Below are 13,103 nucleotides of genomic sequence, written 5' to 3'. Positions count from 1 at the left end.
GGTACTGGCAGGGTCAGGCGTGGATGGACCGTGCTTCTGCTGCTGTCGACATTGTTTGCATTGTGGCCGTTGCTGGGCGCTGCTCAATCGCTGCAGGTGGACCGTGACTTCCTGATTGCAGGCGCGGCCACCGCCGAGCAGGCACCGTTGCGTGCCTGCAGCGCCGAGGCTTTGGCGCAGATGCGGCCAGCGATTGAAATTCCCGCTCCCGAAGGTGGCTGGTCGGGGGCGCCGCAGGGCGTGGGGGTGTTCAACGTCTTTGCCGGCGAAGTGATGATTGTTCACGGCGACCGCCAGGTCTGTGGCGACATGCAGGATGCGCGTACCCGTGACTCGCGTTTCCGCGCCGGTGTCGGCCTGGTGGTGGTGCCCAAGCAGGGCACGGTGGAACCTATCCGGGTGGCCTGGGAGTCGCCGTTGAAGCCGCGCTGGATCCCGACGGTGCATCTTGGTGCGCCCAGCCCGCTGCAGCAGCAGGACACCTTGCGGCTGGTGGTGCGCACCGCGTGTGTGGCTATTGCCTTGGCTTTGGCGTTGTCCGCGTTGATGGGCTTTGCCACCACGCGCGGGCGTGATTTCCTGATCTATACCCTGGTCTGCGCGCTGCTGGTGGTATGGCAGGCGGTATTGAGCGGCCTCAGTGGCTATCCCGAACCGTGGCTGCCGGTGGACGGGCACGCACCGGTATGGATGGTGGCGGTATCTGCACTCAGCTATGCGGTGATGGGCTGGGTGTTGTGGCGCATGTGCGGTGGGCGTTGGGTGTTGCGTGGCTCGCGGCGCTGGATGCAGTGGCTGATGATCCTGTTAGGGGTGGTCGCGCTGGCCGCGCCGTTCATGCCTTGGCCACTGCTGGCGTGGGTGGCGGTGGCGCTGGACGACCTGTTCACGCTGATCTGTCTGGCCTCGGTAGGCATTGCCATCGTTGCCTTGCGGCGGCGCAATTTCCAGGCACTGGACGGTCTGGTGGCGGCGATTCCGCTGTTGGTGATGGCATTGGCGGACCTGATGGACAGTCGTCTGCTGGTGGAGTTCCGGGTCGAGGCGATCCAGGTGTCGGTGACCTGGTTCCTGATGATGGCGGCTTACTCACTCAATCGCAGCCTCAGCCAGCTGCGCCAGCAGCGCGATGAAATGCGCGAGCTTGCCGATACCGACACCTTGACCGGCCTGCCCAATCGCCGCGCAGGCCTGCGCCAGTTGGACCACTATCTGCGCGAGGCCAAAGCGGCCGGGCTGCCGCTCTCGATCGGCTTCCTGGATATCGACCTGTTCAAGCAGATCAACGACCGCTACGGCCACGATGGTGGTGATGAAGTGTTGGTATCGGTGGCCAGCACGCTGTTGACCGGCGTGCGCAGCCGCAGCGACGTGATCCGCATGGGCGGTGAAGAGTTCCTGATCCTGTTGCCTGGAATCGGTGCTGACGCGGCGCGTCCGAGGCTGGAATTGCTGCGCGAGAAGGTCACCGTACAGGCGCGTGGGCTCAAGCACGAAGGCCTGGTGGTCACCGCCAGTATTGGCTTGGCCGAGCTGCAATACCGCGACAACGACGTGGCCGGATTGCTGCGGCGGGCCGACAACGCCATGTACCAGGCCAAGCGCAGCGGTCGCGACCAGGTGGTGGACGCACGCGATGTTCAGGAAGTGCCCTGAACAACGGAGCCCGGTTGCGCTGTTCCAGCCGCGGGCGATGGCGGATAATTCGCCGATGACAATTCGAATCAACAAGCACATTGCCGAAACCGGCTTCTGTTCGCGCCGCGAGGCCGATCGCCTGCTCGCCGCCCGTCGTGTCACCGTCAACGGCATCGTTGCCGGCACCGGTGCCGTGGTGGGTGAGGGCGACGAGGTCAAGGTTGACGGCCAGCCGCTGCGTGCCCGGGCGGTGCAGAAGAGCACCGGTCGCCGCCACGTCTATATCGTGTTGAACAAGCCGGTGGGCATCACCTGTACCACCGAGAGCGCGGTCAAGGACAACATCGTCGAGTTCGTCGGCCACGAGCAGCGCATCTTCCCGATCGGCCGCCTGGACAAGGATTCGGAAGGTCTGATCCTGATGACGAGCAATGGTGACATCGTCAACCAGATACTGCGTGCCGAGAACGGCCACCAGAAGGAGTACCTGGTAGCAGTCAACAAGCCGGTCACCGACGAATTCCTGCGCGGCATGGCGCGTGGCGTGCGCATCCGCAACGAAACCACCTTGCCATGCCGCACCAGCCGCATTGCCAAGTACGGCTTCCGCATCATCCTCGAGCAGGGCTTGAACCGGCAGATCCGTTTGATGGCGGCTGAATTCGGTTATCGCGTCACCCAGCTGCGCCGCGTGCGCATCGACAACGTCAAGATCGGTGCACTCAAGCCGGGCCAGTGGCGCAACCTGAGCGAGCAGGAACTGCGTGGCCTGCTGCCGCAACAGCAACAGTGGTGAGCTGCCGCAACGTCGGTAGCGTTGAAATGTGACACGCTCACCGCGCCCAGCGCGGTGAGCCGTTAGACTCTGCTGCGCTCTCCATCCTGCCGCCTCGGAGCCGTGCATGATCAAGCCCGCATTGCCTGCCAACGAAGCCGAACGTCTTGCCGCGCTGCAGCGCTATCGGGTGCTCGATACCGCGCGCGAACAGGAGTTCGATGACCTGGTGACGATTGCCCGCACCATCTGTGGGACGCCGATGGGGGCAGTGACCCTGATTGATCACGACCGCCAGTGGTTCAAATCCCTGCAGGGTCTGGACGGTGAACAGACGCCGCGTGATGAGGCATTCTGTGCGCACACCATCCTCAAGCCCAAGGAGCTGACGGTGGTGGCTGACGCCCGTCAGGACCAGCGCTTCAGCGGCAACCCCTCGGTATTGGGTGATCCGCATATCCGCTTCTACGCCGGCGCGCCGCTGCTGACCAGCGACGGTTACGCGCTGGGCTCGCTGTGCGTGTTCGACTCAGTACCGGCGACCCTGGGCCTGCCGCAGGCCGAGGCGCTGCGCGCGCTGTCGCGGCAGGTCAGCAGGATGATGGAGATGCGCCTGCTGCGGATTGAAATCGATCATCACCAGGCCGAACACGATTGGTACGAGGCGCATCTGCTCGACTACTACCAGCAGTTGGAACAGGCCAATCTGGAGCTGTCCGAGCAGACCCGCACCGATCCGCTGACCGGCCTGCCCAACCGCCGCGCCTTGTCGGCTGCGCTGTCCGAGGCGATTGAACGCGCGGGCGAGGTGCCACCGGCGGTGGCCATCGTCGATATCGACCACTTCAAGATGGTCAACGACATCCATGGCCACACCGAGGGTGATCGGGTGCTTGTCGAGCTGGCCAGCGTGTTGAAATCGCAGTTTGCCGGGCGCGGCATGGCGGCCCGCTATGGTGGCGAGGAGTTCGTCATCCTGATGCCGGATACGCCGCTGCAGCAAGCCGAGCTGCAATGCGAATACCTGCGCGAATCGGTGGGCCTGCTGCCGATCGGCCTACCGATTTCGGTGAGCATCGGCCTGGCCGTGCACCGCGCCGGTGAAGCCCCGGGCGAGACCCTGCGCCGTGCCGACACCGCGCTCTACCAGGCCAAGGCTGAAGGCCGGGACCGGGTGGTTGTGGCGGGCTGAGCCGAAAGCCGTAGCCCGGGTGAGCGCAGTGCGCCCGGGAAGCACCTGGCCGTGTGCCAACGCGCTCTGCGCAAACGATGCAGTTGACTCAAACTCCCATCCGGGAACTGCAACAGTCCCTGGGTGCGCCGCGCTTGCCCGGGCTACAACCGCGCTCGCTGATCAGACCTGGCTGGTGCTTGTCGCTGCTGGCCGCAGGCGATTGAGCAGCGGGTGCAGGAACACACCGCCGAGAATGATCGCCACGCCCAGATAGAACTGCGGCGTCAGCTCATGCTGTTCGCCGAGGAACAGCATCGCCAGCACGATCGCGTAGACCGGTTCCAGATTGGTTACCAACTGCGTGGTGTAGGCGCTCAAATGCCTTAGCGCGACCAGTGCCAAGGCAAATGGGAGCAGCGTGCACAGGCCGGACAGGGCCAGCAGCAACAGGCTGTCGTGCAGGTTGGGCAGCACCCACAGATCGCTGGCCAGGGCGGGTAGCAGGAACGGTAGTACCGGAGCCAACAGGGTCAGGGTCAGGGTGCCTGCGCCCAACTCCACGGCGGTGACGGTCAGCGGATCGGCGTGACCGACCATGCGCTTGTTGAGCGAGCCAAACAGCGCCACCAACAATGCGGACGCCGCACCTACCGCCACACCCAGACGCATGCCATCAGGTACGCCGCCAACCACCAGCGCGACACCCGGCAGCACCACCACACCCAGTGCCAACTCGCGCATCTGGAACGGACGCCGCGCGATCCACGGTTCGATGATGGAGGTGAACACCGGGGCCAGTGCGATGCAGGTCGCGGCGACCGAGGCATTGGCCAGTTTCACCGCGCCATAGAACGTGAGCCAGTGCAGCGCCACCAGCGCGCCGATACCGGCATAGCCCAGTATCAACCGCAGGTTCAAGCCCGACAGGCCGCGCCACACGCGCGGTAGCAACGCCAGCATCACCACCACCAGAAGCATGCGCCACCACACCAGTGGCAGTGCGGGTAAGGTGATCAGCTTGCCGAGGATGGCGGTGACGCCCCATAACAGAACGCAGAAATGGATCTGCAACAGGGCTTTACGGGTGTCGTTGGTAGGCATCGGCGTATTGTCGCCGATGCGGGTTGGCTGCGCCGCGCCGCGGGCTTCAGTTTGCGTCGATCAGCCGTTGCAGTTCGCGTGCCGCTGCCGGGTTGCGGTGCTTGGCGGCGCTGATGAAGTACAGGAAGACCTCGCGGGGTGCGGCGGCTGCAGATGGCGCGGCCAGATGCGGCAGCTCGGCTGCGTCTTCGCCCTTGCGCCAGCGGCGGATGCGGCCAGCCCATTGTTCGAGTTCACTGGCCGGGTAGCCGCTAGCGTGTTCGTCGCGGCTGGCCATCAGGCGCGCATAGACGAAGTCGCCGGACAGGTCAGCAGCGTTGGGATAGGTGGCCGAGTCGGTATAGACCAAGGCAACCCCGTGCTGGCGGATCAAGGTCACCAGTTCGGCATCGAAGCAGCCCGGATCGCGTACTTCCAATGCATGACGCTGGCGGCGTCCGTTGACCTGCTGCGGCAGCAATTGCAGGAAGGCGGCCAGATCGTCACGGTCCAGCGTGCGGCCAGCTTCGAACTGCCATAGCAGCGGCCCGAGGCGATCACCGAGATGGCTGATGCCGTCGATGAAGTCCTCGATCTGACCACCGGTAGCGGCGAGTTTGCGCGCAGTGACGATGCGCTTCGGCGCCTTGGCCGAGAATACGAAGCCCTCTGGAGTGGCGTCGCGCCAAGCCGCGTAGACAGGTGGCTTCTGTGCACCGTAATACGTGCCGTTGATCTCAATACTGGTCAGCTGCTGGCTGGCGAACTCCAGCTCACGCCGCTGCACCAGCCCGGCCGGATAGAACGTACCTCCTCGCCACGGCGCATAGGTCCAGCCACCAATGCCGATATGCACACCGGGCGCATGCGCTGTGCTGGCAAACAGATCGTTCAAGACAATGCCCCGATGCTTTGTGGGAGCGGCATAAGCCACGAAGCCGATAATGTAACCGCCCAAGGTAGTGCCGAGCCATGCACGGCAAAGGCGTTACACGTAGCGGTTGGAATTCGTGGTAGAGCCCCTGCCGTGCATGGCTCGGCACTACCTGCTGGGTGCCCATGGATCGTAGCTGCCGAACCACCACAGGTGGCCCTCCGGATCACGGCAGGCATAGCCGCGGCCGCCGTAGTCCTGGTCGGCGATCTCCATCACGATCTCCGCGCCGGCAGCCTTGGCCTGCGCGTAGTGCGCATCGGCGTCGCTGACGATGACGCAGGCGCTCTGCGTCTCCATGCCGCCCACTTCATCGGGCTGGATCATATTGCTGCCCCATTCGCCTGGCTGCACCGAGCCGAGCATGATCATGCCGTTGCCGAACACCAGCTGTGCGTGATGAACCACCTCACCGTCCTGGTAGACGGCATGGCGTTGGAAACCAAAGGCCGTACACAACCAGTCGATCGCGGCCGGTGCATCGCGGTAGCGCAAGCAGGGAATGATGGTGGCGGTGGTGCGGGCGGCGAGGTCCATGGTTGCGTGTCGGTAGCTGCGGAAAGGCGAGGGTGGGCGCGCTCGCGTTACCATCGCGAGAAGGCCGGCGCCGAGCCGGTATCGATCCACACAGGAGCGCACTTTGAATAGTTGGTTGGGCGGCGGGCTGATGCTCGCGATGGGCGTGGCGGCACCGATGGCCTCCGCACAGGAGGCAGTGCCGACGGAACTGCAGCAGCTGGATGCCACGGTCGAGCGCGTGCGCCAGCAATTCGATGTGCCGGGCGTGGCAGTGGCGGTGGTCAAGGACGGCAGGGTGATCCTGGAACGTGGCTGGGGCCTGCGTGAACTGGGCAAGCCCGAGCCGGTACAGGCCGATACCTTGTTCGCCATCGCCTCCAATACCAAGGCTTTCACCGCGACATCGCTGAACCTGCTGGCCGAGGACGGCAAACTGAAGATGGACGACCGCGTGGTCGATCACCTGCCATCGTTCCGCATGTCCGACTCCTATGTCACCGGCGAGATGCGTATCCGTGACCTGCTTTCGCACCGCAGTGGTTTGAGCCTGGGGGCGGGCGATCTGCTGTTCTGGCCGACCACCCGCTACAGCAATGCAGAGGTGGTGGCGCGGCTGGCGCAGGTGCCATTGAAGAATGGTTTCCGTGACCGTTATGCGTACGACAACATCCTGTACGCGGTGGCCCAGCAGGTGATCGAGAAGGTGTCCGGGCAGTCGTTCGCCGACTTCCTGCAGCAGCGCATCTTCAACAAGGTCGGCATGAGCGGAACCCGCTACAACGCCGACCATCTGCAGCCCGGTGACAAGGCCGCCGTCGGCCACGCCAAGTACGACTTCAAGGACCTGCGGCCGGTGCCGCCGCTGACCTGGTCCAACAACGCCGGTGCCGGCGGCATCTATTCCAGCGTGCACGACCTGGCCAAGTGGATGAACGTGCAGCTGGCCGAAGGCAAGCTCGCCGATGGCACGCCGCTGTTCACCGAGAAAACCCAGCAGCAGATGTGGCAGATGCAGATTCCGCAGGTGGTGCCCAAGCCGTCGGTGCCCGAGCTGGCACCGGCACGGCCGAATTTCGCCGGTTACGGTGAAGGCTGGAGCCTGAGCGACTACCACGGGCAGAAGCTGGTCTGGCATACCGGCGGCTGGCCGGGCCAGGTGTCGCGCCTGACCCTGGTACCTGAGCAGAACCTCGGCGTGGTGGTGCTGACCAACCAGGAATCCGGTGCCGCCTTCAATGCGATCACCATGAGCGTGCTCGATGCCATGCTCGGCGCGCAGGGTAATGACTGGGTGGCTGCGTATGCCGCTGGCGTGGCCAAGGCGCAGGGCAATGCCGATGAAGGCTGGGACAAGCATGTGGCGGCGCGCGATGCCAAGAGCAAACCGTCGCTGCCGCTGGCCAAGTATGCAGGCACTTATGGCGATGCCTGGTACGGCGATGTGTTGGTCGAACAGCAGGGCGGCAAGTTGCGCCTGCGCTTCGGTGCGACCGCCGATCTGGTCGGCACGATGGAGCACTGGCAGCACGATACCTTCATCGTGCGCTGGGACAATCGCTCGCTCAACGCCGATGCCTTCGTCAACTTCAGCCTGGACCCGGACGGCAAGGTGCGTGAGGTGCGCATGCAGGCAGTGTCCTCGCTGACCGATTTCAGCTTCGACTTCCAGGACCTGCTGCTGAAGCCGAAGGCGGATTGACGGGGTTGTGGGACCGGCGTGGGCCGCGAAGCAGATAGATCATCCGTTCGCTTCAACCACGGCGGCGAAAGCTGCTCCTGCTGCACACGCATGACCTTGGCACTGCAGAAGACCGGCGATGATTCACATCGCCGGTCTTCTTTCATGAGCACTCGCTCGTCCCTGAGCATGGCGACGATAGCCACTGAAGCGTTGCGCCAATGCCGTGTGACAATCCAGACATCTACTGCCAGCCAATCCGATGAAACAGTTCTCATTGATTGGAATCAATGCTGCCAGCGGAACACAGCGATTATCTGTCTATATGAGCTGCGCGCGGGCCAACAAACAAGCAGTCCGCACCCTTTGAAGACTGAAGCAGCAGTTCAGTTTGGCGGAAAAAATGGGCATTTCCCGTGCGAAAAAACAGCTGGTTTCAGATTTGAGACTTGTCTGATGTAAGCGCGGCTGCAGGCCGCTGATCATCCGCGCACTTTCTTTCAGTGGCGCTGGCATGAATCGTATCTTCCGCATTATCCGCAACCCTCAAACCGGGCAGTGTGCGGTCGCCTCGGAGCTGGCGCCACGGCGAGGGCGTGGCGCGCGCCGTGTCGGCATGATCGTCGCGGGCGTCGCCGCTGGTTTCACCTGCCCGGCGACGGCGTACGACCTCATAGTCGACTCTGACTATGTTCTGTCAGGAGCTGCCTCTTCGCTAACTGTTGATGGGAGCATTGCTGTCGGTCAGGCCGGTATCGGCAGATTGACGGTCTCTGATGGCGCCCAGCTGTTTGGTGTGATTGGCCCAACCAGCATTTATTCAGACTTGGATATAGGCATGAACTGGTGGTCGCCAGCGGTGACGCGAGGCGAGGTGATTGTCACTGGTGAGGGGTCAAGGCTCGAAGTCGAGAATGCGCTCTTGGTGGGTACTACGCATGAAGGTAGCTTGACGATTGCCAATGGAGGCTTCGTTCGGAACGGGACATATGCCTATATCGGGGCCTGGGAGGGGGGAGATGGTCAAGTGCTCGTCAGTGGTCCAGGCAGCCTCTGGAAGATGGACGGCGCCTGGATGATGGTTGGGGCTGAGGGCACGGGCCGGTTGAATATCGAAAATGGCGGCAAGGTGATCATGGAGGACGCCAAGGTCTTGGCGTCGCGCGTGGGCGATACCGCATATGGCGAGATGAACGTTGCCGGCAGCGGTTCGGAGTGGCGCAGCAACGGTAGTCTCACCGTTGGCTACGGGAGCATCGGCGCGCTCGATATCTCCGGGGAATCTGCCGTCTCGGTTGGTGGTGACCTTACTCTCGGGGCGATGTATGGCAGCGGTAGTGTGGACCTCTCAACAGGCGCTCGATTGCTTGTTGGTGAACGCCTGCTGGTTGGTGGAGAGGGTGTAGGAACGCTGCATATTGGCGCTGGTTCATCTGTTGTCAGCAGTAGCGGCATCGTAGGTCGCTACTACCTGAGCAGGGGAACTGTCTCGGTTATCGGCGAAGGGGCCAACTGGACAGTTACCGACGATCTGACCATCCATCGTGGAGTACTTCATCTGGATGACGCCGCCCGGGTCTCGGGGCAGACGATCTCAGTGAGCGCAGAGTCAAACGCCTACGCTTATATGTACGGTGGCAGCAGCATGATTGCTGGCGAGCACCTGCTTGTTGGCGAGTCAGGCAAAGGGTTCGTTTACGTTTATGACGGGAGCACTCTTGCCAGTGCTAGCGCAAATCTGGGTGATTATGAACTGGGCTACGGCCTGGTCACCGTTTCAGGCAAGGATTCAAGCTGGAGCAATACGGGCAAGCTGACCGTCGGTGAATACGGTCGGGGCGCTGTGGAAATCGGTGCCGGCGGCACGGTCAGTAGCGGCAGTGCGGTGTTGGGGCGGTTGGTCTGGGACGACAAGCTTTGGGGCAGTCATGGCAGGGTGACGGTCACCGGTGCGGATGCACGCTGGATCAATGCCGGTAACCTGACCGTGGGTGAGTACGGTAAGGGTAGTGTGGAAATCGGTGCCGGCGGCATGGTCAGCAGCGGCAATACGCTGTTGGGGCAGTTCGTCGATGGCGAAGGCGTGGTCACGGTTGCTGGAGCGGATGCGCACTTCAATGCGGGTAGCAACCTTGGCATTGGCGGCCGCGGCAAGGGGGCGCTCAATATGGGTGCTGGCGGTACGGTCAGCAACGGTGATGCATGGATGGGCATGTTTGCCGCCAGTGAAGGCAGTGCGACGGTGTCCGGTGCAGATGCGCGCTGGGAAAGTGCTGGAAAACTCGTTGTCGGCGAAGCCGGTCAGGGCCAGGTGCACGTCGCTGGCGCGGGCGTTGTGTCGGCTGGCGGTCAGGTAATTCTAGGTAATGCGGCCTCTGCTGTGGGCCATGTTGATGTATCCAATGGTGGCGAACTGCATGCCGACGGCGGGCTGACTGTCGGTGCGTATGGCATGGGCGAATTGAGCATCGCCGAGGGCGGTAGCGTCCACAGCGCTTCCGCCACGGTGGGCAAGTTCGCGGGCAGCCAAGGCAGCGTGGCGGTCGTTGGTGCGGATGCAGCGTGGACCAATGCCGGCAACCTGACCGTGGGCGAAGCCGGCCAGGGCAAGGTCGACATCGGCGCAGGCGGCACGCTCAACAGTGGCAATGTGTTGTTGGGGCAACTCGCCTCTGGCGAAGGCGTGGTCACGGTTGCTGGAGCGGATGCGCGCTTCAATGCAGGCGGCAACCTGGGTGTTGGTGGTCGCGGCAAAGGTACGCTCGACGTTGCTGCCGGCGGCACGGTAAGCAACGACGATGCATGGATGGGCATGTTTGCCGGCAGCGAAGGTAGCGCGACGGTGTCCGGTGCAGATGCACGCTGGGAAAGCACTGGCAACCTCTCCATCGGTGAAGTTGGCAAGGGCATGCTCGACGTCGCAGCCGGTGGTACGGTCAGCAGTGGCAGCGCAATGCTGGGTCACCTCGCCGGTAGCGAAGGCATCGCGAACGTAATCGGTGAAGATGCAACCTGGAGCAATGCGGGACGTTTGAACGTGGGTGCTGCGGGTGATGGCGTGTTGACCATTGCCGAGGGAGGCACGGTTGGTGCTGACAAGCTGCTGCTGGCCGCAGCGGTGGGTTCTATTGGAATCTTGAACATCGGCAACGGTGGCATGGCCGGCTGGCTGGACGCCATCGCGGTCGAAGGCGGCGATGGCGTGGCCATGGTCAATTTCAACCACACCGATGTCACCGCGTTCGCGCCCACACTCAGTGGTTCACTGGCAATCAATTCGCTGGCTGATGGCGTGACCACGTTGTTGGCGCAGAATGATTATCGTGGCGCGACCTCGGTTTTGGCGGGCACGTTGCGGGCTGGTTCGGCCGGTGCGCTCAGTGCGGTCTCGCACCATCTTGTAGCCGAAGGCGCGCAGTTGCAGCTGGGCGGCTTCAGTCAGAGTGTTGCGAGTCTGAACAATGCCGGCACGGTAGCGTTCGGAGGGGCGGAGGCGATGCCAGGTACGGTCCTGACCGTGCATGGTGATTACGTCGGCAATGGCGGCGTGTTGCAGATGAATACCGTACTTGGAGACGATGATTCACTGACCGATCGAATGGTGGTCGAAGGTGATACCAGCGGCCACAGCTGGCTGCAGGTGAACAATGTCGGTGGCGCCGGTGGCGTGACCCAGAACGGCATTCAGTTGATTGCAGTGAATGGCGCATCGCGGGGCGTGTTTGAGATGCAGGGCCGTGCGGTGGCCGGGTTGTACGAATACTGGTTGTACCAGGGCGCTCGCGATACGCCGGATGATGGTGGTTGGTATCTGCGCTCGGAGTTGCCGCCGGTTGACCCAGTCGACCCGGTAGACCCGGTAGACCCGGTTGATCCAGTCGATCCGGTAGACCCGGTAGACCCGGTAGACCCGGTCGATCCAGTCGATCCAGTCGATCCGGTAGACCCGGTTGATCCTGTCGATCCTGTCGATCCGGTTGATCCGGTTGATCCGGTCGATCCAGTTGATCCAGTTGATCCAGTGGACCCGGTAGATCCAGTTGATCCGCTGCCGCCGGTAGGCCCAGGTGTAGTGGTTCCGCCGGCGCCGGTTCTGCGGCCCGAGCCGGGTGCTTATCTGGGCAACCAGATCGCGGTGCTGCGGATGTTCCGTAGCACCATGCACGACCGTGTCGGCGAGCAGCATCTCAATGCTGGCAAAACCGACGATCACGGCCACGCCGTGTGGGCGCGTACCCAGACCAGCACGCTGGATGCGGGAACCGTCGGCGGCCAGATCGATCTGCGTGTGCAGACCGATGTTGTCCAGTTGGGGGCGGAAAAGCGGCTCGCCGTGGGTGAGGGCAGTGTCCACATCGGTGTGATGGGGGGGTATGGCCGCGCCACTACCGAGGCTATATCACTTGTTTCCCATCACCGCGCCACTGGTACGGTGAAGGGCAGCATGACGGGCCTGTACGGAACGTGGTTCCAGCAGGCTGATGGCGCACCTGGTGCGTATGTGGACGTGGTCGCGCAGTACGCGCGCTTCGACAATACGGTCAAGGGCAGCTATCTGGGGCGTGAGCAGTACGACGCGCGCTCCTGGTCGCTGTCGCTGGAGACCGGCCGTGCGTTCCAGCTGCATGCCGGCAAGCGCCATGATGTCTACCTCGAACCGCAGGTGCAGGTGATCCATACCGGCTTCAGCAGCGGTGATGTGCGGGAAGCCAATGGCACCTTGGTGCGCAATCGCAGGCTGCGCGATACCACCGCGCGCGTGGGTGCACGCTTGTACGGCCGCGAGCTTGGCAACGAGCACAACCGTGTGCAGCCTTTCGTGGCGATCAACTGGTGGTCGGGCGGGGCAACTGCCAGCGTAATGATGGACCAGGAGCGCCTAAACCATGACCTGCCAGGCAGCGTGTATGAAGCCAAGGCAGGCGTGCAGATGGAGCTGGGCAAGGGCTGGAGCGGCTGGGGGCAAGTGGGTTACCAGCGGGGGGGCGAGGGTCATCGTGACGTGGCTGGCCAGATCGGCTTGAAGCTGGGCTGGTGATGCTGGGTTGGCAGCTGCGGTGGGAGATGGATCTTTCCGCAGCTGCCGGCACGGTTCACATCCAGCAAGTCCATCTACCGTGATGCAGGGGGTGATGATGGAGTACTTCGACTTCTGGCCGCAGGGCGGGCGTGAGTCTGCTGGTGAGGTTGTGGGGGGGGGGGGGGGCGGGGGGGGGCGGGGGGGGGGGGGGGGGGGGGGGGGGGGGGGGGGGGGGGGGGGGGGGGGGGGGGGGGGGGGGGGGGGGGGGGGGGGGGGGGGGGGGGG

Annotated in this window: 8 protein-coding genes; 5 read left to right on the top strand and 3 right to left on the bottom strand. The window is 63.5% G+C overall.

Features of this window, described 5'->3' with window-relative positions:
* The first annotated feature begins 30 nt into the window (after positions 1-30).
* The 3 genes from ACVOL0_RS06400 (at position 31) to ACVOL0_RS06390 (ending at position 3,605) form a co-directional block, all read left to right on the top strand.
* Positions 31-1,656 carry a GGDEF domain-containing protein gene (locus ACVOL0_RS06400; protein WP_481548396.1) on the top strand — a complete coding sequence of 542 codons (1,626 nt, stop codon included), beginning with the start codon at positions 31-33 and terminating at the stop codon, positions 1,654-1,656.
* 55 nt (positions 1,657-1,711) lie between these two features.
* The gene (locus ACVOL0_RS06395) at positions 1,712-2,434 is read left to right on the top strand and encodes a pseudouridine synthase (RefSeq protein ID WP_481548395.1); all 723 of its coding nucleotides are present in this window, start codon (positions 1,712-1,714) and stop codon (positions 2,432-2,434) included.
* 106 nt (positions 2,435-2,540) lie between these two features.
* A complete protein-coding gene (locus ACVOL0_RS06390) occupies positions 2,541-3,605 on the top strand; it encodes a GGDEF domain-containing protein (protein ID WP_481548394.1) in 1,065 nt (354 codons plus the stop codon).
* Between the two features lie 162 nt (positions 3,606-3,767).
* Here the strand turns inward: ACVOL0_RS06390 and ACVOL0_RS06385 are convergent, their stop codons facing one another.
* The 3 genes from ACVOL0_RS06385 to ACVOL0_RS06375 all read right to left on the bottom strand — a co-directional run bounded on the left by ACVOL0_RS06385 (position 3,768) and on the right by ACVOL0_RS06375 (position 6,138).
* A complete protein-coding gene (locus ACVOL0_RS06385) occupies positions 3,768-4,688 on the bottom strand; it encodes a DMT family transporter (RefSeq protein ID WP_481548393.1) in 921 nt (306 codons plus the stop codon).
* Between the two features lie 46 nt (positions 4,689-4,734).
* Positions 4,735-5,562: a DUF72 domain-containing protein gene (locus tag ACVOL0_RS06380; RefSeq protein WP_481548392.1), complete on the bottom strand. Its 828-nt coding sequence runs from the start codon at positions 5,560-5,562 to the stop codon at positions 4,735-4,737.
* Positions 5,563-5,709: 147 nt separating this feature from the next.
* On the bottom strand, positions 5,710-6,138 hold the full coding sequence (locus tag ACVOL0_RS06375; RefSeq protein ID WP_481548391.1) for a VOC family protein: 429 nt from the start codon (positions 6,136-6,138) through the stop codon (positions 5,710-5,712).
* 103 nt (positions 6,139-6,241) lie between these two features.
* Here ACVOL0_RS06375 and ACVOL0_RS06370 point away from each other — a divergent pair, with 103 nt between their 5' ends.
* Positions 6,242-7,819: a serine hydrolase gene (locus ACVOL0_RS06370; protein WP_481548390.1), complete on the top strand. Its 1,578-nt coding sequence runs from the start codon at positions 6,242-6,244 to the stop codon at positions 7,817-7,819.
* A 493-nt stretch (positions 7,820-8,312) separates the two neighbouring features.
* Positions 8,313-12,836, top strand: a complete 4,524-nt coding sequence (locus ACVOL0_RS06365; protein ID WP_481548389.1) for an autotransporter outer membrane beta-barrel domain-containing protein — start codon at positions 8,313-8,315, stop codon at positions 12,834-12,836.
* Positions 12,837-13,103 lie beyond the last annotated feature (267 nt).

Source organism: Stenotrophomonas sp. STEN021 (genome assembly GCF_056760175.1).
Note: the sequence above shows the minus strand (reverse complement) of the source record. Positions and strands in the feature narration are given on the sequence as shown.

What these genes read in the sequence shown, in the direction of transcription:
- ACVOL0_RS06375 (WP_481548391.1), bottom strand. Translation starts at nt 6,138, where the DNA reads ATGGACCTCGCCGCCCGCACCACCGCCACCATCATTCCCTGCTTGCGC.
- ACVOL0_RS06385 (WP_481548393.1), bottom strand. Translation starts at nt 4,688, where the DNA reads ATGCCTACCAACGACACCCGTAAAGCCCTGTTGCAGATCCATTTCTGC.
- ACVOL0_RS06365 (WP_481548389.1), top strand. Translation starts at nt 8,313, where the DNA reads ATGAATCGTATCTTCCGCATTATCCGCAACCCTCAAACCGGGCAGTGT.
- ACVOL0_RS06395 (WP_481548395.1), top strand. Translation starts at nt 1,712, where the DNA reads ATGACAATTCGAATCAACAAGCACATTGCCGAAACCGGCTTCTGTTCG.
- ACVOL0_RS06390 (WP_481548394.1), top strand. Translation starts at nt 2,541, where the DNA reads ATGATCAAGCCCGCATTGCCTGCCAACGAAGCCGAACGTCTTGCCGCG.